22 protein-coding genes and 1 other RNA gene are annotated in these 20,672 nt (G+C 60.2%); 14 read left to right on the plus strand and 9 right to left on the minus strand.

The window, feature by feature from the left end:
* Positions 1 to 68: 68 nt before the first annotated feature.
* On the plus strand, positions 69 to 1,535 hold the full coding sequence (ubiD, locus tag ACWKV5_RS27255; RefSeq protein ID WP_007942423.1) for a 4-hydroxy-3-polyprenylbenzoate decarboxylase: 1,467 nt from the start codon (positions 69 to 71) through the stop codon (positions 1,533 to 1,535).
* Positions 1,535 to 2,503, plus strand: coding sequence for a CDP-6-deoxy-delta-3,4-glucoseen reductase (locus ACWKV5_RS27260; protein WP_483843778.1), 969 nt, complete (start codon positions 1,535 to 1,537; stop codon positions 2,501 to 2,503). The genes ubiD and ACWKV5_RS27260 overlap by 1 nt, the downstream gene beginning before the upstream one ends.
* Before the next feature lie 14 nt (positions 2,504 to 2,517).
* Here the strand turns inward: ACWKV5_RS27260 and ACWKV5_RS27265 are convergent, their stop codons facing one another.
* Complete coding sequence (locus ACWKV5_RS27265; protein WP_483843804.1) at positions 2,518 to 2,994, minus strand: sn-glycerol-3-phosphate transporter; 477 nt, start codon at positions 2,992 to 2,994, stop codon at positions 2,518 to 2,520.
* Between the two features lie 337 nt (positions 2,995 to 3,331).
* On the opposite strand from ACWKV5_RS27265, the gene ACWKV5_RS27270 reads away from it, so the two are divergent.
* A complete protein-coding gene (locus tag ACWKV5_RS27270) occupies positions 3,332 to 4,000 on the plus strand; it encodes a gamma-glutamylcyclotransferase (RefSeq protein WP_483843779.1) in 669 nt (222 codons plus the stop codon).
* On the opposite strand, the gene glpT is transcribed toward ACWKV5_RS27270, so the two are convergent.
* Positions 3,976 to 5,325, minus strand: a complete 1,350-nt coding sequence (glpT, locus tag ACWKV5_RS27275; protein ID WP_483843780.1) for a glycerol-3-phosphate transporter — start codon at positions 5,323 to 5,325, stop codon at positions 3,976 to 3,978. The genes ACWKV5_RS27270 and glpT overlap by 25 nt on opposite strands.
* Before the next feature lie 401 nt (positions 5,326 to 5,726).
* Positions 5,727 to 6,704 carry an NADPH:quinone oxidoreductase family protein gene (locus ACWKV5_RS27280; RefSeq protein WP_483843781.1) on the minus strand — a complete coding sequence of 326 codons (978 nt, stop codon included), beginning with the start codon at positions 6,702 to 6,704 and terminating at the stop codon, positions 5,727 to 5,729.
* Positions 6,705 to 6,854: 150 nt separating this feature from the next.
* Between ACWKV5_RS27280 and ACWKV5_RS27285 the strand changes: the two genes are divergently transcribed.
* Complete coding sequence (locus tag ACWKV5_RS27285) at positions 6,855 to 7,262, plus strand: flagellar basal body-associated protein FliL (protein WP_123434831.1); 408 nt, start codon at positions 6,855 to 6,857, stop codon at positions 7,260 to 7,262.
* A gap of 125 nt (positions 7,263 to 7,387) precedes the next feature.
* On the opposite strand, the gene ACWKV5_RS27290 is transcribed toward ACWKV5_RS27285, so the two are convergent.
* A complete protein-coding gene (locus ACWKV5_RS27290) occupies positions 7,388 to 7,840 on the minus strand; it encodes an EVE domain-containing protein (RefSeq protein ID WP_483843782.1) in 453 nt (150 codons plus the stop codon).
* A 200-nt stretch (positions 7,841 to 8,040) separates the two neighbouring features.
* Between ACWKV5_RS27290 and ACWKV5_RS27295 the strand changes: the two genes are divergently transcribed.
* Entirely contained in the window at positions 8,041 to 8,196 is a 156-nt protein-coding gene (locus tag ACWKV5_RS27295; protein ID WP_172825923.1) for a hypothetical protein, read from the plus strand.
* Positions 8,197 to 8,231: 35 nt separating this feature from the next.
* On the opposite strand, the gene ACWKV5_RS27300 is transcribed toward ACWKV5_RS27295, so the two are convergent.
* The 4 genes from ACWKV5_RS27300 to ACWKV5_RS27315 form a co-directional block, all read right to left on the minus strand.
* On the minus strand, positions 8,232 to 8,837 hold the full coding sequence (locus ACWKV5_RS27300; RefSeq protein WP_483843783.1) for a 5-formyltetrahydrofolate cyclo-ligase: 606 nt from the start codon (positions 8,835 to 8,837) through the stop codon (positions 8,232 to 8,234).
* An 86-nt stretch (positions 8,838 to 8,923) separates the two neighbouring features.
* Positions 8,924 to 9,102: non-coding RNA, 6S RNA (gene ssrS, locus ACWKV5_RS27305), on the minus strand.
* A gap of 30 nt (positions 9,103 to 9,132) precedes the next feature.
* Positions 9,133 to 9,450 (minus strand): cell division protein ZapA, encoded by a 318-nt coding sequence (locus ACWKV5_RS27310; protein ID WP_007942435.1) that lies wholly within the window; start codon positions 9,448 to 9,450, stop codon positions 9,133 to 9,135.
* Positions 9,447 to 9,656 carry a TIGR02449 family protein gene (locus tag ACWKV5_RS27315; protein WP_007942437.1) on the minus strand — a complete coding sequence of 70 codons (210 nt, stop codon included), beginning with the start codon at positions 9,654 to 9,656 and terminating at the stop codon, positions 9,447 to 9,449. Before ACWKV5_RS27315 ends, ACWKV5_RS27310 begins: the two co-directional genes overlap by 4 nt.
* Before the next feature lie 127 nt (positions 9,657 to 9,783).
* On the opposite strand from ACWKV5_RS27315, the gene ACWKV5_RS27320 reads away from it, so the two are divergent.
* The 9 genes from ACWKV5_RS27320 (at position 9,784) to gcvH (ending at position 19,302) form a co-directional block, all read left to right on the plus strand.
* Positions 9,784 to 10,344 (plus strand): YecA/YgfB family protein, encoded by a 561-nt coding sequence (locus ACWKV5_RS27320; RefSeq protein WP_483843784.1) that lies wholly within the window; start codon positions 9,784 to 9,786, stop codon positions 10,342 to 10,344.
* A gap of 27 nt (positions 10,345 to 10,371) precedes the next feature.
* Positions 10,372 to 11,706 carry a Xaa-Pro aminopeptidase gene (gene pepP / locus ACWKV5_RS27325; RefSeq protein WP_483843785.1) on the plus strand — a complete coding sequence of 445 codons (1,335 nt, stop codon included), beginning with the start codon at positions 10,372 to 10,374 and terminating at the stop codon, positions 11,704 to 11,706.
* Entirely contained in the window at positions 11,703 to 12,890 is a 1,188-nt protein-coding gene (gene ubiH / locus ACWKV5_RS27330) for a 2-octaprenyl-6-methoxyphenyl hydroxylase (protein WP_483843786.1), read from the plus strand. The genes pepP and ubiH overlap by 4 nt, the downstream gene beginning before the upstream one ends.
* Positions 12,883 to 13,368, plus strand: a complete 486-nt coding sequence (locus ACWKV5_RS27335) for a DUF4442 domain-containing protein (protein WP_483843787.1) — start codon at positions 12,883 to 12,885, stop codon at positions 13,366 to 13,368. Before ubiH ends, ACWKV5_RS27335 begins: the two co-directional genes overlap by 8 nt.
* 8 nt (positions 13,369 to 13,376) lie before the next feature.
* A complete protein-coding gene (locus ACWKV5_RS27340) occupies positions 13,377 to 14,594 on the plus strand; it encodes a 2-octaprenyl-3-methyl-6-methoxy-1,4-benzoquinol hydroxylase (protein WP_483843805.1) in 1,218 nt (405 codons plus the stop codon).
* Positions 14,595 to 14,826: 232 nt separating this feature from the next.
* Positions 14,827 to 15,828 (plus strand): extracellular solute-binding protein, encoded by a 1,002-nt coding sequence (locus ACWKV5_RS27345; protein WP_483843788.1) that lies wholly within the window; start codon positions 14,827 to 14,829, stop codon positions 15,826 to 15,828.
* A 184-nt stretch (positions 15,829 to 16,012) separates the two neighbouring features.
* The gene (locus ACWKV5_RS27350; RefSeq protein ID WP_483843789.1) at positions 16,013 to 17,629 is read left to right on the plus strand and encodes an ABC transporter permease; all 1,617 of its coding nucleotides are present in this window, start codon (positions 16,013 to 16,015) and stop codon (positions 17,627 to 17,629) included.
* A 156-nt stretch (positions 17,630 to 17,785) separates the two neighbouring features.
* Complete coding sequence (gcvT, locus tag ACWKV5_RS27355) at positions 17,786 to 18,868, plus strand: glycine cleavage system aminomethyltransferase GcvT (protein WP_483843790.1); 1,083 nt, start codon at positions 17,786 to 17,788, stop codon at positions 18,866 to 18,868.
* A gap of 50 nt (positions 18,869 to 18,918) precedes the next feature.
* A complete protein-coding gene (gene gcvH, locus ACWKV5_RS27360; protein WP_483843791.1) occupies positions 18,919 to 19,302 on the plus strand; it encodes a glycine cleavage system protein GcvH in 384 nt (127 codons plus the stop codon).
* A 114-nt stretch (positions 19,303 to 19,416) separates the two neighbouring features.
* Here gcvH and ACWKV5_RS27365 read toward each other — a convergent pair whose 3' ends face one another.
* The gene (locus tag ACWKV5_RS27365; protein WP_483843792.1) at positions 19,417 to 20,556 is read right to left on the minus strand and encodes a DegT/DnrJ/EryC1/StrS family aminotransferase; all 1,140 of its coding nucleotides are present in this window, start codon (positions 20,554 to 20,556) and stop codon (positions 19,417 to 19,419) included.
* Positions 20,557 to 20,672: the final 116 nt, after the last annotated feature.

The following is a 20,672-nucleotide window of genomic DNA, read 5'->3' on the forward strand; positions in this document are numbered from 1 at the left end:
CAGCGATAAGCTGCCAGCGGACGGCAGAGCAGGTAGGATGTACGCCTATTTTAGGGGTGCCATCGTCAATGAAATTCAAGGACCTTCGGGATTTCGTGCAGCAGCTTGAGCAGCGCGGAGAGTTGAAACGCATCCAGATCCCCGTCTCTCCAGTGCTGGAGATGACCGAAGTCTGTGATCGCACACTGCGGGCCAAAGGCCCGGCGCTGCTGTTCGAAAACCCTACCGGCTACGACATTCCGGTGCTCGGCAACCTGTTCGGCACCCCCGAGCGGGTCGCCATGGGCATGGGCGCCGAGGCGGTCAGCGAGTTGCGCGAAATCGGCAAGTTGCTGGCCTTCCTCAAGGAACCCGAGCCACCGAAGGGCTTGAAAGACGCCTGGTCGAAGTTGCCGATCTTCCGCAAGATCATCGCCATGGCGCCGAAAGTCGTCAAAGACGCGGTGTGCCAGGAAGTGGTTATCGAAGGCGACGACGTCGATCTGGCGATGCTCCCCGTGCAAACCTGCTGGCCCGGCGACGTCGGCCCGCTGATTACCTGGGGCCTGACCGTCACCAAAGGTCCGAACAAGGACCGCCAGAACCTCGGTATCTACCGTCAGCAAGTGATTGGGCGCAACAAGGTCATCATGCGCTGGTTGAGCCACCGTGGCGGCGCGCTGGATTACCGCGAATGGTGCGAAAAGCATCCCGGCCAGCCGTTCCCGGTCTCCGTGGCGTTGGGCGCTGACCCGGCGACCATCCTCGGTGCCGTGACGCCGGTGCCGGACAGCCTCTCCGAATACGCGTTCGCCGGTCTGCTGCGCGGCAATCGCACCGAGCTGGTGAAGTGCCGCGGCAACGACCTGCAAGTCCCGGCCACTGCCGAGATCATCCTCGAAGGCGTGATCCATCCGGGTGAAATGGCTGATGAAGGCCCGTACGGCGACCACACCGGTTATTACAACGAAGTCGACAGCTTCCCGGTGTTCACCGTCGAGCGCATCACCCACCGGATCAAGCCGATCTACCACAGCACCTACACCGGCCGTCCACCGGATGAGCCAGCGATTCTCGGCGTGGCGCTGAACGAAGTGTTCGTGCCGATCCTGCAGAAGCAGTTCCCGGAGATCACCGATTTCTATCTGCCGCCCGAAGGCTGCTCGTATCGCATGGCCATCGTGACCATGAAGAAGTCGTATCCTGGGCACGCCAAGCGGGTAATGCTCGGTGTCTGGTCGTTTTTGCGACAGTTCATGTACACCAAGTTCGTTATCGTCACTGACGACGATATCAACGCGCGGGACTGGAACGACGTGATCTGGGCCATCACCACGCGCATGGACCCCAAGCGCGACACGGTGATGATCGACAACACGCCGATCGACTACCTCGACTTCGCCTCGCCGGTCTCGGGCCTGGGCTCGAAAATGGGCCTGGATGCCACGCATAAATGGCCGGGCGAAACCACTCGCGAGTGGGGCCGGGTGATCGTCAAGGACGACGCCGTGACCCAACGGATCGATGCCATCTGGAATCAGTTAGGAATAGATTGATGCGTGTAACCTTGCAGCCCTCCGGAGCAGTGCTGGATATTCTGCCCGGCGAGCGGATTCTCGATGGCGCGCGGCGCCTGGGCTATGAATGCCCGCAAAGCTGCCGCAACGGCAATTGCCACGTGTGCGCGGCGTTGCTGGTGGAAGGGCGGGTCGAACAAGCCGGCAATGTGCACGACCACGGCGAGTTCTACACTTGCATAGCAGAGCCGCTGGAAGACTGCATTTTGCTGTGGGATGGCGTGCTCGCGCTGGGAGAACTGCCGGTGCGCAGCGTGTCGTGTCAGGTCATTGAATGCAGGGACGTCGGCGGCGATACCTGGCGCGTGCGCCTGCGCACGCCGGCCGGCAAGCCACCGCGTTATCACGCGGGCCAGTATTTGATGATCGAACGTGAGAGTGGCGAAAAATCCGCGTTCTCCCTCGCGTCGGCTCCTCATGGCGGGCGGGATCTGGAAATTCATGTATTGGCGCGCGAAAGCAGTGCGCTAAGCCTGATCGAGCAGCTGCAACGAAATCCCATGGTGCGAGTCGAGCTGCCCTTCGGCGATACCCATCTGGCGGAATTGCCGGACGGCCCGTTAGTGCTGATCGCCGCTGGCACGGGCATGGGCCAGATCCACAGCCTGATCGAACACTGCCGCGCCACCGGCTTCAAGCACCCGGTGCACCTGTATTGGGGCGTGCGTCGCCCTGAAGACTTTTACCAGATCGAGCATTGGGATGAATGGCTGAAGCTGCCAAATCTGTTCCTGCACAAGGTCGTCAGTGATCAGTGCGGTTGGCAGGGGCGGTGCGGGATGCTGCATGAGGCGGTGTGTGAGGATTTCCCGGACCTGAAAGCCCTGCATGTCTACGCCAGCGGCTCACCGGCCATGGTCTACGGCACATTGGATGCGTTGGTCGAAGCGGGAATGGATGCGCATCAGATGCGTGCGGATGTTTTCGCTTACGCGCCAAGATCCTAGGCCATTGTGGCGTGTCAGAAGCGCACGCCAGTCGTCACCATGGCGGCATTGAAGCCGAGCAGTACCAGCTCGGCCGCCAGCGGTCCGTAATGCGCGCCGAGTGAGGGGATAATCACCGGCGCAACCCCGAAGTGATTCAACGGGATCTTGTCCTGATACTTGCCGCTGTAGCCCTCCAGAAGACCACCGGTAAGTTTTATATACACCGGATAGTTGGCGCTCTCATAACGTTTGCCCGCATAGGCGTAATAAGACCGCTGGCTGAACGAGTTGCGAAAAGTGGCGCCGCCAAACAACCAGCCTGACGCATCGTCACGTTCAAGGCCAATCAGGTCCTGATTATTATTGTGCTCAGGGTCGGGCGAATAGTGTTTGGTGTAGACACTGGTTTGCAGATACCAGGAGCCGGTGTCTTTGGCGGGTGTCTCGGCAGCCAGTGCAAGCGGTGCCAAGAGCATTGGCAGTAGCCCGAACATCCAGGGGGTTTTCATCATTCAATCTCTTGTGATAGCCGTTGGCATGCGCCTGAGGGTCGCTGTTATACGCGACTCCCAATGGGGCGAGCAGGCGAAAAATCAGAAGAAGACGTAGGAAAAGTCTTGTATGCGGGTTCGATCCTGATCGGGCCTAAGGCTTATGTATATTTCATTCCGGTATTTAGAATATTGCCAAGATTACATTAGGGTATATGAACAGTTCCTGAACCCTTCTGTTGTTTGTTGGACCTAGGTCCTTTAGCACTTTTCGTTTCACCATTACTGCTATATGTTCTATAACGATTAAGTTGCTTACATTTTGCAATACTCGCAGGGCCGAAACTCCATTGCCATGAATGCCGTTGAATCTGCTTTTTTGAATCTGGCTTACCCTCCGCAGCTCGATCTGGGGCCGCAGCTCACGCACGAACAATTACTCTGCTCCATGCAGTCGACCATGGCGCGCCACAAGGGCGGGCCAGTCTGGTTGTTCGCTTACGGTTCGCTGATCTGGCGTCCTGAATGCGCCGCAGTAGAACGCGTGCGCGGCCGGGTGCATGGTTACCATCGCGGTTTGTACCTGTGGTCCCACGAACATCGCGGCACACCCGAAGTGCCTGGCCTGGTGTTTGGTCTGGATCGTGGCGGTTCTTGCAGCGGCTTCGCGTATCGCTTGCCCGAAGAACAACTTGAAGCCTCGCTTTACGCACTCTGGCAGCGCGAAATGCCATTCCCGTCCTATCGCCCACACTGGCTCAACTGCCGTCTTGAAGACGGAAGCCAGGTTCAGGCGTTGGGATTTGTACTGGAGCGGCACCTGCCCAGCTATGCCGGCAACTTGCCGGATCATGTGCTGAGCCATGTGTTTGAAAACGCTTGCGGGCGCTACGGTACCACTCGCGATTATGTCGAGCAGACCGCTCACGCCCTGCGTAGCCACGCCATGCCAGACCGGAATCTGGAGGCGCGGCTCAAGCGCTGCAAATCACAATCCGATCAGGCGATCGCTTCGCGGGTCTGACTGGCGACGTTCTTGTGGCCCAGCGTGGGCGCCAGGAACGCCATCGCCAGCAGGCAGGCAACGACCAGCAGAATGAAACCGCCATCCCAGCCAAAATAGTCCACGGTGTAACCCATCAGGGCACTGGCCGCGACTGAACCACCCAGATAACCGAACAGACCGGTAAAGCCCGCGGCAGTCCCGGCGGCTTTCTTCGGCACCAGTTCCAGCGCTTGCAAGCCGACCAGCATCACCGGGCCGTAGATCAGGAAGCCGATGGCGAACAGCGAGATCATGTCGATCATCGGGTTACCCGGCGGGTTCAGCCAGTACACGATTGTCGCCACGGACACCAACGCCATGAACACCATGCCGGTCAGGCCACGGTTGCCGCGGAAGATCTTGTCCGACATCCAGCCGCACAGCAGCGTGCCCGGAATACCGGCCCACTCGTACAGGAAGTAAGCCCACGAGGTCTTGTCGAAGTCGAAGTGCTTGACCTCTTTGAGGTAGGTCGGCGCCCAGTCGAGGATGCCGTAGCGCAGCAGGTAGACGAAGACGTTGGCCAGGGCGATGAACCAGAGCATTTTGTTGCGCAGCACGTATTTGACGAAGATGTCCTTGGCGCTGAATTCTTCTTCGTGGCTGGCGTCGTAGCCGTCCGGGTAATCGTTTTTGTATTTCTCGATTGGCGGCAGGCCGGTCGATTGCGGTGTATCGCGCATCACAATGAAGGCGAACACGGCGACCAGCAGCGCCACGGCAGCGGGTACATAGAACTTGCTGTGCCAGTCGTTGAACCAGCCCATGCCGAGAATCGCCAACGGGCCGATCAAACCGCCGCCCACGTTATGCGCGGTGTTCCACACCGACACCACCTGACCGCGTTCTTTCTGCGACCACCAGTGCACCATTGTCCGGCCACTTGGCGGCCAGCCCATGCCTTGGGCCCAGCCGTTGATGAACAACAGGATGAACATCATGGTCACGCTGGACGTTGCCCAAGGTGCGAAACCGAACACGAACATGACCCCGGCGGAGACCACCAGGCCAAAGGGCAGGAAGTAGCGCGGGTTGGAGCGGTCGGACACGATGCCCATCAGAAACTTGGACAGGCCGTAGGCGATCGCAATCGCCGACATGGCCACGCCCAGTTGACCCTTTGTGTAGCCTTGGGCAATCAGGTCCGGGAACGCGAGGGTGAAGTTCTTGCGCAGCAGGTAGTAACCCGCATAGCCAATGAATATCCCGGCGAAGATCTGCCAGCGGAGGCGTTTGTACGTGTCATCGATTTTTTCGTCAGGCAATGGAGCCTGATGTGCGGCAGGGCGAAAGAAAGCAAACATTCAAGAGCTCCAGATTTCTTGTTTTGACTGCGGATGCGAATGTTACAGTTTCGTTACCGAAAATAGCACCGGTTCGCATTAGCAAAACAGCGGAAATGTGGGCAATCGAGTGTTCCTTTATGAACATGTCGCACAGGTATAAGTGAAGGGCGTTGTGGGAAACGTCTTTGGCACGCTTTAACGACGCATTTCAGTCCGGGGTAGGACGAGGCTTTGGGAAATGTCCTGCGTTGGAATGGGACGTCGCGGCGTTTTGCAGGAAAGGCATTTAGAATCGTCAGGGAATGCCGGGCAAGTCCAGTGCGCAGGTATGTGAGTCTGCTGCCGGAGGAGGTTCGGAAGTTGTTTTAGTCCCGGCCAATAAAAATGCGGTCTGGACAATCCAGACCGCATTTTCCGGCTCAGCGAACCTGAACCACGACTTTCCCGACCGCCTTGCGCTGGCCGAGATCGTTGATCGCTTGCGCCGCGTTGTTTAGCGGATACACCTGCGACACCAGCGGCTTCAACTTGCCCTCGGCAAACCAGCCAAACAGTTGCTGGAAGTTCGCCGCGTTGTCTTGCGGCTGGCGCTGGGCAAACGAACCCCAGAACACACCAACCACGGCCGCGCCTTTGAGCAGCGCGAGGTTGACCGGGAATTCCGGAATGCGGCCGCTGGCGAAACCGACCACCAGCAGGCGGCCGTTCCAGGCGATGGCGCGCACGGCCTGGTCAAACAGGTCGCCGCCGACCGGGTCGTAGATCACGTCGGCGCCCTGGCCATCGGTCAGGCGCTTGATCTCGTCCTTGAGGCTGGTTTCGCTGTAGTTGATCAGCTCATCGGCGCCGGCCGCCTTGGCCACGGCAAGTTTTTCGGCGCTGCTGGCGGCGGCAATCACGCGGGCGCCCATGGCTTTGCCGATTTCCACGGCCGCGAGGCCCACACCGCCGGAAGCGCCCAGCACCAGCAGGGTTTCGCCGGGTTGCAGGTTTGACCGCTGCTTGAGGGCGTGCATCGACGTGCCGTAGGTCATGCTAAAAGCGGCGGCGGTGTTGAAGTCCATCGAGGGTGGAATCGGCAGCACGTTGTAGCCCGGCACGGCGACCTGTTCGGCAAAGCTGCCCCAGCCGGTCAGGGCCATGACGCGATCACCGACCTTGAGGTGGCTGATCTTTTCGCCCACCGCGCTGACCACGCCGGCCGCTTCACCGCCCGGCGAAAACGGGAAGGGCGGCTTGAACTGGTATTTGCCCTCGATGATCAGCGTGTCCGGGAAATTCACCCCGGCGGCGTGCACGTCCAGCAGGATTTCGTTCTTCTTCGCGACAGGACTGGCGACGTCTTCCAGCACCAGCGATTCGGCAGGGCCGAAGGCTTTGCACAGCACGGCTTTCATCAGGGCTATTCCTTTGGGAGTAATGGCCGATAAGTGTAGGTGTGTGATTCGATGGGTCAACGAGCATGCCCGACCCTGATAGTCAGCCATAAGCTTGTGCTTGAGCTGCGGGTCGTTATGCTAGGCCGCAAACCGGATAAGGAGCGAATTGTGAAAGCGTGGATCATGTTGTTGCTGGCCCTGTCTCTGCCTGTGGCAGCGATGGCCGAAGAAGCCAAAGAAGGTGAAGCTCCGAAGGTCAATTACATCACCCTGAGCCCACCGTTCGTGGGCAACTACGGGCTGGACGGTACGCCGAAGCTCAAGGTCTACAAGGCTGATGTGGCCTTGCGCGTGACCGGTGATGATGCCACCAAAGCGGTGAAGGCCAACGAACCGTTGATCCGCAATCAACTGGTGGCGTTGTTTGCCCAGCAGACGACCGAGACGATGAGCAATGTTGAAGCCAAGGAAAAGCTGCGCCAGGAAGCTTTGAAGCAGACTCAACAAGTAATGAACGACGAGACCGGCAAGCCGGTGGTTGAGGATTTGTTGTTCAACAACCTGATCATTCAATAAGTCATTCGCTGTCCGGGCTGGCCTCTTCGCGAGCGGGCTCGCTCCCACACTGGATCTGCATTCACTGAAGATCCCCTGTGGGAGCGAGCCTGCTCGCGAAAGCATTCTTGCAGCCGCAAAAAGTCTCAAGGCTTTAGCGCAATCACCGCCGCCCATTGCTCAGCCGTTACCGGCATCACCGACAATCTCGACCCCTTTTGCACCAGTGGCATCTCGGCCAACGCCGTCTGCTGCTTCAAATAATCCAGCTTCAACACCCTGGCAAACGTCTCGACATGCTCGACATCAATCGCACTCCAGGCGTTTTTCTCAGGCGTGGCCTTGGGATCGTAGTAATGACTCTCCGGCTCCAGCGCTGTCGGGTCCGGATACGCCGCTTCGACAATTTTTCCGATTCCGGCAATTCCCGGCTCGGGGCAGCTGGAGTGATAGAAGAAAAACGCATCACCGACCGCCATGGCGCGCAAAAAGTTACGCGCCTGATAGTTGCGAACCCCGTCCCAGCGCGCTCGGCCCAGCTTCTCCAGACCTTTGATCGAGAGTTCGTCGGGCTCGGATTTCATCAGCCAATAGGCCATGGATTTTGCTCCTTGCGAGGTGTGTGGACAGGTTGTCGGGCAATTTTATGACAAACCGACAGTCGGTTGACGCCAGCGTTTGCGTGTCAGTTCACGTTGTCGCAAAATGCCGGCCTTCTAAGCTTGACGCTGCTGCACGGCCTACACCCGAAACGGAACCGCTGCTGTCATCGTGTTGATGTGCCTTTGGGGGGCAATCGATGAAACGCAAACCGGATTTACTATGGATTTTGGTTATCTTGTTCGGCCTCGGCGTCGTAACCACCGGTTATGCCCAAAGCCTGTGGAATAACAAGACCGACGCGCCGATCGAAATCGCGCAGCAGCAACAGCAGCCATCGGCGTTCAAGCGCTAAACCGGTCTTTTGGACGCCGCTGATCGCAGTGGCGTCTAGCCTGCGAAATACCACGCCTTGTCTGTCACCGTTCCTTGCAACGGCACATCCCAACTCGCCTGAGCCAATCGTTCGACTTTCTGACATTCATGGGCCAGCCCCAGCAGCGTCGGCTTGCGCCAGGTTTTGCGGCGCGCCAGGTACGCGAGGCTTCGATCGTAGAAGCCGCCGCCCATGCCCAGGCGCCCGCCGACATCGTCAAAACCCACCAGCGGCAACAGAATCAGATCCAGCGCCCAGACTTTGCGTTGTCGGGCGAGGTTGTGCAGGGGTTCGAGAATTCGAAAGCGGTTGGGTTTGAGTTTTTCGCCGGGGCGAATGCGCTGGAACACCATTTTGGTGCGCGGCCAGGCACTGAGCACCGGCAGATACGTCGCCTTACCCCGACGTTGGGCGGCACGCAGCAGAACGCGCGGGTCGATTTCACCGTCGGTCGGCAGGTACAGGGAGATGTGTCTGGCGCGTCGAAACAACGGCTGTTGAGCCAATTGCTTGTACAGCCCGCGAGCAGCCTGGCGCTGTTGACTGGGAGTCAGTGCGCGGCGGGCCTTGCGCAGCATGCGTCGAAGTTGCGGGCGGGGCAGCAGCGCAGGTTCGGTCATGGATTAAGGCTTCGACAGGACGAATACGTAAAGCGTACCCGTAAAAAAGCCGATGCCGGTAATTAAACCGGCATCGGACTGGAATCAGGCTCCCCGGATGAACCGCTGCTGACTTAGCCCTTGAACCCGAAAGTTCAAGGTGGAAGATGCAGTAGGCTTTAAGGCTTTCCGTCTAGCGGACATGCACACCAGCCCAACGTGCAGCCTCCAGGGTAGTGCGAATCGGCTCAGGGACGTGGTCAACTGGCAAGCACCCCAGGGAGTGATGCGAGTATACCCCAAGCGGTTTCGTGTTTCAGCCCTTGGTGACGTCCGGATCGGTAGCGAGCACCAGATCGACGCGGTCCAGCAGGTCGCGCACCTGTTCACGAGTCGAGCCGCTGGCCTGTACATCCGGGCGTTCTTCCTTGTGCAGCAGGTCATGCGTGATGTTCAGCGCGGCCATGACGGCGATGCGGTCGGCGCCGATGACTTTGCCGCTGCTGCGGATTTCGCGCATCTTGCCGTCCAGGTAGCGGGCGGCACTCACCAGATTGCTGCGTTCTTCCTGGGGGCAGATGATCGAATATTCTTTATCGAGGATCTGCACGGTAACGCTATTGCTTGAACTCATGAGTCTTGCTCCAGGGCCTTGAGGCGCGAAATCATCGATTCAACCTTACGCCGGGCGATTTCGTTTTTTTCAATGAGGTGCGCGCGTTCCTCGCGCCAGGTCTTTTCCTGAGCTAGTAAGAGTCCGTTTTGGCTCTTTAGTTGCTCGACTCGACTAATTAGCAGTTCGAGTCTGGCCATCAGCGCTTGCAGGTCGGTGTCTTCCATTGTGTCCACTGAATGTGTGCTTGATGGGGGTAGCTGGCGGACAGCCTTTAATAGTCTTGGCGAGTCTGTCGATGTAGGATACAAGGCCTTCATTCTAGACATAGCGCCGTCTGGCGCCTAGCTGCCCATGACCATTCAGAATTCCCCGTACCAAGCCTTCGCCACACTGCTGACCTCCAGCGGTCATAACGTCTCGCCTGCCGAACTGCATGGCCTGTTGCTCGGCCGCAGTTGCGCCGGTGCCGGTTTCAATGCCGAAGAGTGGTTGATCGATGCCGCCGAACTGCTGGAAAGCGAACCGCAGGACAATGTCCGCAACGCCTTGATCGGCTTGCAGGAGATGGTCAAGGGCGAGCTGACCGGCGACGACGTGACCGTTGTTCTGCTGCTGCCGACCGATGACGCGCCCCTGGTTGACCGTGCCGTCGCACTGGGTGAGTGGTGCCAGGGCTTCCTCAGCGGTTTCGGCTTGAACTGCCGGGACAGCAGCACGCTCAGCACTGAAGCCACCGAAGTATTGCAGGACCTGGCGGCCATTTCTCAGGTGCAAGACGCCCTGGAAGAGTCCGAAGACGGCGAAAGCGATTACATGGAAGTCATGGAATACCTGCGCGTCGCACCGCTGCTGCTGTTCTCCGAAACCAAAAAAGCGGACGTGCCGCCAGCCGCCAAACCGTCGTTGCATTAATCGCGTGCCAGGAAAAGCCATCTGCCCATGATTCATATCCCGAAACCGGAATACAGCCGTCGCCGCAAGGCCTTGATGGCGCAGATGGAACCCAACAGCATCGCGATCCTGCCCGCCGCCGCGGTCGCCATCCGCAACCGCGACGTCGAGCACGTCTATCGCCAGGACAGTGATTTCCAGTACCTGAGCGGCTTTCCCGAGCCGCAAGCGGTCCTCGTGTTGATGCCGGGGCGTGCCCACGGCGAATACATCCTGTTCTGCCGTGAGCGCAACGCCGAGCGAGAACTGTGGGACGGCTTGCGCGCCGGCCAGGAAGGCGCGATCCGCGACTTTGGCGCCGACGACGCTTTCCCCATCACCGACATCGACGACATCCTGCCGGGCCTCATTGAAGGGCGCGACCGGGTGTATTCGGCCATGGGCAGCAACCCCGAATTCGACCGGCACCTGATGGACTGGATCAACGTGATCCGCTCCAAAGCGCACCTCGGTGCCCAGCCGCCGAACGAATTTGTTGCGCTGGATCATCTGCTTCACGACATGCGCCTGTATAAATCGGCGGCAGAAGTGAAGGTGATGCGCGAAGCCGCACGGATTTCCGCCCAGGCGCATATCCGCGCGATGCAGGCCAGCCGCGCCGGGCTGCACGAGTTCAGTCTCGAAGCCGAGCTTGATTACGAGTTCCGCAAGGGCGGAGCGAAAATGCCGGCCTACGGTTCAATCGTCGCCGCCGGGCGCAACAGCTGCATCCTGCATTACCAGCAGAATGACGCGGTGCTCAAGGACGGTGACCTGGTGCTGATCGACGCCGGTTGCGAGATCGACTGCTACGCCAGCGACATCACCCGCACCTGGCCGGTCAACGGCAAGTATTCACCGGAACAGAAAGCGATCTACGAGTTGGTGCTGGCCTCGCAAGAAGCCGCCTTCGCCGAAATCGCCCCGAACAAACACTGGAATCAGGCGCACGAAGCCACGGTCCGGGTGATTACCACCGGGCTGGTGAAGCTCGGCTTGTTGCAGGGTGACGTCGACGAACTGATCGCCAGCGAAGCCTACAAAGCGTTTTACATGCACCGCGCCGGCCACTGGCTGGGGATGGATGTGCATGACGTCGGCGAATACAAGGTCGGCGGCGAATGGCGTGTGCTGGAAGTCGGCATGGCGCTGACGGTGGAGCCGGGGATCTACATTTCCCCGGACAACCAGAACGTGGCGAAGAAATGGCGCGGCATCGGCGTGCGCATCGAGGACGACGTGGTGGTGACCAAGACCGGTTGTGAAATATTGACCAAAGGCGTGCCGAAAACGGTCGCCGACATCGAGGCCCTGATGGCGCAAGCGCGGACACAAGCAGCATGAGCCGGGTCAATCTGGCAATCATCGGTGGCGGCCTGGTCGGCGCCAGTCTTGCATTGGCGTTGCAGGCCGGGGCTAAAGCGCGCGGCTGGAAGATCGTCCTGATCGAGCCCTTCGCTCCCGGCGATACCTATCAGCCGAGCTACGACGCGCGCTCTTCGGCGCTGTCCTACGGCGCCAAGCAGATTTATCAACGGTTGGGCGTGTGGCAGGAAATCTCCCGCCGCGCCGAGCCGATCAAGCAGATTCATGTCTCTGACCGTGGACGTTTTTCCACCGCGCGTTTATCGGCGATGGAAGAAGGTGTTCCGGCGCTGGGTTATGTGGTGGAAAACGCCTGGCTCGGCCAATGCCTCTGGCAAGGTCTGGACAAGGACGTGGTCGCCTGGCGTTGCCCGGCGGAAGTCACGCGCATGGAGCCGCTGACCGATGGCTACCGCCTGACCCTCAATGACGAAACCACCCTGGAATGTGACCTCGCGGTGCTCGCTGACGGCGGCCGTTCGGGCCTGCGCGAGCAACTGGGAATCGGCATCAAGACGCGTCCGTATAACCAGAGCGCGCTGATCGCCAACATTACCCCGAGTGAAGCGCACAACGGCATGGCGTTCGAGCGATTCACCGACGACGGCCCGATGGCGTTGTTGCCGCTGCCGGAAAACCGCTGCGCCTTGGTCTGGACCCGTCTGGGCATGGACGCGCAGCGGCTGGCTGCACTGGATGAAAAGAGTTTCCTCAGCGAATTGCAGAGTGTGTTCGGCTATCGCCTCGGCACGTTGAAACAGGTCGGCGCGCGGCATCTGTACCCGCTGACGCTGATCGAGGCCGAAGAGCAGGTGCGTCCGCATCTGGCGATCCTCGGCAACGCGGCTCACAGCCTGCACCCGATTGCCGGCCAGGGTTTCAACCTGTCGCTGCGCGATGCGCAAGCGTTGGCCGAGGCCTTGTTGGCCAACGAGAACGGGCCGGGCGACTTTGCCACCTTGCAGGCTTACCGCGAGCGCCAGCGTCTGGATCAAAACCTGACCGTGGGCTTCTCCGATCAGGTCACCCGGTTGTTCGGCAGCACCCAGCCGCTGGTGTCGCTGGGTCGCAATCTCGGCCTGCTCGGTCTCGATCTGTTGCCGCCGGCCAAGCGCTGGTTCGCCCGGCAGGCCATGGGTCTGGGTACACGCCCCGATGCTTAAGTGGCTGACGAACAGGTTCGGCAAAGCGCGGGTGATGCGTTGGTTTATGTCCTTTTACCCGCCGTACATGGGCGCCGGGGTTCGGGTGCGGCACATCAGCGATGATTTTCGCGACATCACGGTGTCCATGGGCCTGAGCTGGTACAACCGCAATTACGTGGGCACCCAGTTTGGTGGCAGCCTGTATTCGATGGTCGATCCGTTCTACATGCTGATGCTGATGGAAAACCTCGGGCATCGTTACATCGTCTGGGACAAAGCCGCCGACATCGATTTCATTTCGCCGGGCAAAGGCCCGGTGTTTGCCAAATTCCGCATCGACGAGACCTTGCTCGACGAGATCCGCCGGCAAACGGCCGATGGCGAAAAATACCTGCCGAAGTTGCAGGTCGATATTCACGACGGCGCCGGCACCTTGGTGGCGCGGGTCGAAAAAACCCTTTACGTGCGGCTCAAGCCGCAAGCGAGACAGGCTTAAGCATGGACATGCGCGCAGATCTGCTGATTGTCGGGGCCGGAATGGTCGGCAGCGCCTTGGCGCTGGCGTTGCAGGACAGCGGGCTGGAAGTCCTGTTGCTGGACGGCAGCCCCCTGAGCGTCAAACCCTTCGATGGCCAAGCGCCGTTCGAACCGCGAGTGAGCGCCTTGTCGACGGCCAGCCAGCGCATTCTCGAACGCCTGGGCGTGTGGGACGGCATCGCCAAGCGACGCAGCAGCCCTTACACCGACATGCACGTATGGGACGGCAGCGGCACCGGGCAGATTCATTTCTCGGCCGCCAGCGTGCATGCCGATGTGCTTGGGCACATCGTCGAAAACCGTGTGGTTCAGGACGCCTTGCTCGACCGTTTGCACGACTGCGACCTCGGGATGCTGGCCAATGCGCGTCTGGAGCAGATGCGCCGCTCGGGCGATGACTGGCTGCTGACCCTGGCGGACGGCCGCACCTTGCGCGCACCGTTGGTGATTGCGGCTGACGGCGCCAACTCGGCCGTTCGGCGTTTGACCGGGATGGCGACGCGCGAGTGGGACTACCTGCACCACGCGATTGTCACCAGTGTGCGTAGCTCCAAGGCGCATCAAATGACGGCCTGGCAGCGTTTCACCGACAACGGTCCGCTGGCGTTTTTGCCGCTGGAGCGTGATGGGCAGCAGGATTGGTGTTCGATCGTCTGGTCGACCACGCCGAGTGAAGCCGAACGCCTGATGGCGCTGGACGACGACGGCTTTTGCCGCGAGCTGGAACGTGCCTTTGAAGGGCGACTCGGCACCGTGCTCAGCGCCGACCCGCGTTTGTGCGTGCCGCTGCGTCAGCGTCACGCCAAGCGTTATGTGGCCGAAGGCCTGGCATTGATCGGCGACGCGGCGCACACCATTCACCCGCTGGCCGGGCAGGGTGTGAACCTTGGTTTCCTGGATGCTGCCGTGTTGGCCGAAGTACTGCTGCAAGCGTTTGAGCGGGGTGAGCGCCTGGCGGATGTCAAAGTGCTGAGCCGTTACGAGCGCCGACGCATGCCTCACAACCTGGCGCTGATGGCGGCGATGGAAGGGTTTGAGCGGTTGTTCCAGGCCGACCCGTTGCCAGTGCGCTGGTTGCGCAATGCCGGGTTGAAGATGGTTGAGAAGATGCCCGAGGCCAAGGCGTTGTTTGTGCGTGAGGCGCTTGGGCTCACCGGGGATTTGCCGGCGCTGGCCAAGGCCTGACATTTTCGTTGCGGCTGATGGCCCCTTCGCGAGCAGGCTCGCTCCCACAGGGAATTTTCAGTGTTCACAAAACCCCTGTGGGAGCGAGCCTGCTCGCGAAGAGGCCGGAACATTCACCGCATATCTCAGTCGATGCAACATCTGGTAACTCCTCCGCGAACTGATCGATTGAGATGCTAAATGTGAGTCCTTATCATTTGGCCTCACTTTTTCTATCGAGAGATCGCTCCCCATGTTGCCGAAGCGTCTACTGACCGCACTCGCCCTGTCCCTGATTGGCAGCACCGCCGCCCAGGCCGCTGACGAGGTGGTGGTTTACTCCTCGCGTATCGACGAGCTGATCAAACCGGTCTTCGACGCCTACACCGCCAAGACCGGGGTGAAGGTGAAGTTCATCACCGACAAGGAAGCGCCGCTGATGCAGCGCATCAAGGCCGAGGGCGAGAACGCTACCGCCGACCTGCTGTTGACGGTCGATGCCGGTAACCTCTGGCAGGCCGAGCAAATGGGCATCCTGCAGCCGTTCACCTCCAAAGTGATCGATACCAATATTCCGCTGCAATACCGCGCGGCCTCCCACGCCTGGACCGGCCTGAGCCTGCGGGCGCGGACCATCGCTTACTCCACGGCTCGGGTGAAGCCGGGCGAGCTGACCACTTACGAAGCACTGGCCGACAAGAACTGGGAAGGGCGCCTGTGCCTGCGCACGGCGAAGAAGGTCTACAACCAGTCCCTGACCGCCACCATGATCGAAGTCCACGGCGCCGAAAAAACCGAGAAGATCCTCAAGGGCTGGGTGAGCAACCTGTCCACCGACGTATTCTCGGATGACGTTGCGGTGCTGGAAGCGATCAACGCGGGCCAATGTGATGTCGGTATCGTCAACACCTACTACTACGGTCGCCTGCACAAGCAGAAGCCTGATCTGGGCGTAAAGCTGTTCTGGCCGAACCAGGCTGACCGCGGTGTGCACGTCAACCTGTCGGGTATTGGCCTGACCAAACACGCGCCACACCCGGAAGCGGCCAAGGCACTGGTCGAGTGGATGACCACTCCTGAGGCGCAGAAGATTTTCGCCGACGTGAACCAGGAATTCCCGGCCAACCCGGCGGTAGCGCCTTCGGAAGAAGTGGCAGCCTGGGGCAAGTTCGTGGCCGATACCCTGCCGGTGGAAGTGGCGGGCAAGCGTCAGGCCGAAGCAATCCGCATGATGGATCGCGCTGGCTGGAACTGACACTGCCTTTGTGGCGAGTGACGTACCTGTGGCGAGGGAGCTTGCTCCCGCTGGGCTGCGAAGCAGCCCTAACGGCCTGATACCCTATGCGGCTGCTTCGCACCCGAGCGGGAGCAAGCTCCCTCGCCACACAATGGAGCTGACTGCAGGTTTGAGTTAGCCCAACACTTTCTAGAGAACCCCCTTGGCCCACCCCGCCCAACGCCGCTGGTATCCCCTGGTCTTCGCCATCGCTGCGCTGGTCTTGTTGCCCCTCAGTGTTCTACTGCTGTCCTGGCAAACCATCGATCAACAGATCTGGTCCCACCTCTGGGACACCCAGATGCCGCGCCTGTTGGGCAACACCCTGACTCTGATAGTTGGCGTCGGGGTCGGCGTCACGCTGCTGGGCGTCAGCCTCGCGTGGCTCACCAGCCTCTGTGAGTTTCCCGGCCGGCGCTGGCTGGACTGGGCGCTGATGTTGCCGTTTGCGATTCCGGCCTACGTGCTGGCGTTTGTCTTCGTCGGCCTGCTGGATTTCGCCGGCCCCGTGCAAACCCTGATGCGCGAGTGGTTTGGCACCGGCCTGAGGTTGCCGCGCGTGCGCTCCACCGGTGGGGTCATTGTCGTGCTGGTGCTGGTTTTCTATCCCTACGTCTATCTGCTGGCCCGCACGGCGTTCCTCGCTCAGGGCAAAGGCTTGATGGAAGCCGCCCGGGTGCTCGGTCAATCGCCGTGGCAGGCGTTCTGGCGAGTGGCCTTGCCGATGGCGCGTCCGGCCATTGGTGCGGGGGTGGCACTGGCGCTGATGGAAACCCTCGCGGATTTCGGTGCAGTGTCGGTGTTCAACTTCGACACGTTCACCACCGCGATCTACAAAACCTGGTACGGATTCTTCAGCCTGTCCACCGCCGCCCAACTGGCCAGCCTGTTGCTGCTGGTGGTGATGGTCGTGCTGTACGGCGAGCGTCGTGCTCGCGGGGCCAACCGGGCGAGCAACGAACGGCCGCGGGTCAAGGCGTTGTATCACTTGCGGGGTTTCAAGGCGCTGGCGGCAATGAGCTGGTGCAGTTTGGTATTCGCCTGTGCGTTCGTCATCCCGATGCTGCAACTGCTGGTGTGGTTCTGGCAGCGCGGGCGCTTCGATCTGGATGAGCGTTACACCGGCCTGATTCTTCACACCTTGTACCTGGGCGGCATGGCGGCATTGATCACGGTCAGCGTTGCCTTGGTGCTGGCGTTCGCGCGACGCCTGGCACCGACTCGAACGATCCGTTCCGGCATCGGCCTGGCCAACCTCGGCTACGCCTTGCCGGGTTCGGTGTTAGCGGTGTCGATCATGCTGGCCTTCAGTTACCTCGATCGCGAGCTGGTCATCCCGCTGTCCGGCTGGCTCGGCGGCGCTGGCAAGCCCTTGCTTCTGGGCAGCCTGTCGGCGTTATTGCTCGCCTATCTGGTGCGTTTCATCGCGGTGGCATATGGACCACTGGAAAGCAGCCTGGCGCGTATACGGCCATCTTTGCCCGAAGCAGCACGTAGCCTTGGCGTCAGTGGGCCACGACTGTTTTTCAAGGTGTATCTGCCGTTGTTGTTGCCGGGCACGTTGAGCGCCGCGTTGCTGGTGTTCGTCGATGTGCTCAAGGAAATGCCCGCCACCCTGCTGATGCGCCCGTTTGGCTGGGACACGCTGGCCGTGCGGATCTTTGAAATGACCAGCGAAGGGGAGTGGGCGAGGGCGTCTTTGCCGGCGCTGACGCTTGTTTTGGTCGGCCTGTTACCGGTCATCGGATTGATTCGACGTTCGGCGCATCGAAACAGCTAGGTGCCAGTCCTACACCTTGCGGCTACAATGCGCGGCATTCGGTGCGGTCCGTCTGACAGACCCGGTAGCTGAAATCGGCTGAAAGCCTTCTACTTCAAGGTTTTCACCCCGTGCAGCACCTGTCCGCACCTTCGCCACGCCCGGAAGGAGAAACCCATGGGACAGCGTACGCCTCTGTATGACCTTCATCTCGCCCTCGGCGCGAAGATGGTCGATTTTGGCGGTTGGGATATGCCTCTGCATTACGGCTCGCAGGTCGAGGAACACCATCAGGTGCGCCGCGATTGCGGGGTTTTCGATGTATCCCACATGACCGTGATCGATGTCAGCGGCTCCCAGGCCAAGGCCTGGCTCCAGCACTTGCTGGCCAATGATGTCGAACGCCTGCACAGCCCCGGCCGTGCCTTGTACAGCACCATGCTCAATGAGCGCGGCGGCATCGTCGACGACATGATCGTCTATCGCCTCGACGACGGTTATCGCCTGGTGGTCAACGCCTCCACCCGCAATCAAGACCTCGCCTGGATGCAGGCTCACCTCGATGGTTTCGATGTGCAGCTCAACGAGCGTGCAGAGCTGGCGATGCTGGCGATTCAAGGCCCGCATGCCCGTCAGAAAATCTGCGAACTGGTCTCCCAGGCTCGCGGCAATCTGATCCAGCTGCTCAAGCCATTCGAAGGCCAGCCGGAAGGTGACTGGTTCATCGCCCGTACCGGGTACACCGGCGAAGATGGATTGGAAATCGTTCTACCGGCCGATCAAGCCCCGGGTTTTTTCAACGATCTGGTCGGCGCGGGCATTTCCCCTATCGGCCTGGGTGCGCGGGATACCTTGCGGGTCGAAGCCGGCATGAACCTGTACGGTCAGGACATTCATCAAGATGTATCGCCACTGGCGTCCAATATGGCCTGGAGCATTGCCTGGGAACCGGTCTCTCGCCAGTTCATCGGGCGCACCGCCCTGGAAGCCGAACGGGCCGGTGGCGTACAGCACAAACTGGTGGGGCTGGTCCTTGAGGAACGCGGTGTTTTGCGCGCTCATCAAGTGGTCCGCATCGCCAATGTTGGCGAAGGGGAGATCACCAGTGGTAGTTTCTCTCCTACGCTTAGCAAGTCGATAGCACTGGCGCGCGTGCCGATGGCAACTGCCGACCGCGCAGAAGTGGAAATCCGTGGCAAGTGGTACCCGGTCCGAGTGGTCAAGCCGACCTTCGTACGCCATGGCAAAACCTTGATCTAACCTTTTTTGGCGGACTACAACCGCTGACATTTTTCTTGAGGACACAGAACATGAGCGATATTCCTGCCGACCTGCGTTTTGCCGAAAGTCACGAATGGGCCCGCCTGGAAGCCGACGGCACCGTCACCGTGGGCATTAGCGATCACGCGCAGGAAGCGCTGGGTGATGTGGTGTTCGTTGAGCTGACCGAAGTGGGCAAAGTCTTCGCCGCCGGTGATCAATCCGGTGTGGTGGAGTCGGTTAAAGCCGCTTCCGACATCTACTCCCCGGTTGCCGGTGAAGTGATTGCCATCAACGAAGAACTGAGTGCCAACCCGGAATTGCTCAACACCGACCCGTACGGCGCGTGGATCTTCAAGCTCAAGCCAAGCAACACCGCTGACCTGGAAAAACTGCTCGACGCGGCTGGCTACAAGGCTGCGATCGGCGAGTAATCCACGCCCTGCGAAATCCCTGTGGGAGCGAGCCTGCTCGCGAAAGCGGTGTGTCAGCAAACAGTTATGCCAACTGACACTCTTACTTCGCGAGCAGGCTCGCTCCCACAGGTTCTATGGATTTAGTACGGACTTCACCGCTGCGACTGACCGCTCGACATCCGCTTTGCTCATTGACGTGAACATCGGCAACGAGACAATCAGGCGGCCGACCCGCTCGGCGATCGGGAACATGCCCTCCTTGAACCCGCGTTCGCGGTAAAGGCTCAGCAAGTGAATCGGCGGATAGTGATAGCCGATACCGACGCCCAACGCCTGCATCTGCTCCATGAACGTCGCCCTTGCCGGCAAATTATCCCCGCGCTCCGGCAACACCAGCTGGAACAAATGCCAGTTGCTGTTCTCGAAATCCGCCGGGGGCAGTTGAGCCCCGTACTGCGCCTCGAAATCCTCACCAAAACACGCGAAATAGTGCCTGGCCAGTTCACGGCGATGGGCTGTGATGGCTTCGATATGAGCAAATTGCCCAAGGCCGATGGCCGCCGCGACGTCGGTCATGTTGAACTTGCCGCCCAGCACATCGACATCCAAACCATCGAAGCCACTACGGGTCACGCCCTGCAAACGGTACTTCTGCGCCAGTCGCACTTCCTCATCATTGTTCAACACCAGGCAGCCACCCTCGGACGAGGTGACGTTCTTGTTCGCCTGGAAACTGAAGGACACGAAATCACCGGTCGAGCCGATGCGCTGGCCGTTCCAGCTGGAGCCCAGCGCCTGGGCCGCGTCTTCCAGCACCCGCAGGTTGTACTTTTTTGCCAGTGCATAAAGGCGGGTCATGTCCACGGGCAGTCCTGCGAGAAACACCGGCAGGATCGCTTTGGTACGTGGGGTAATGGCCGCTTCGAGTTGCGCCAGGTCGATGTTGCGGGTGACCGGGTCGATGTCGGCAAACACCGGGGTGGCGCCGACTTCGAGAATGACGTTGGCGGTGGCCACCCAGGAAATCGGCGTGGTGATTACTTCATCGCCCGGTCCGATCCCGGCAATGCGCAGGGCGATTTCCATGGTGCAGGTGCCGGAATTGAAGGTGAGCACCGGGCGCCCGCCAAAAAAATCCGAGAGTTGTTGTTCAAAGGCCTGGACCTTGGGGCCGCTGGTAATCCAGCCCGAGCGCAACACGTCGCCAACTGCGGCAATCGTCGCTTCATCGATGGTGGGTTTGGAGAACGGCAGGAAAGGCTGTTGGCTCATAAATTCAGGCACCTGATCAGCGGACATTAGGCAGATGCCGAGCATGATGTCCGCAATGGTCGTCGGCGCCAAGCCATCCGCCCGGATATCGACTGCTATGCTGGTTTGACCGTGTT

The sequence above is a fragment of the Pseudomonas oplopanacis genome (genome assembly GCF_057128725.1).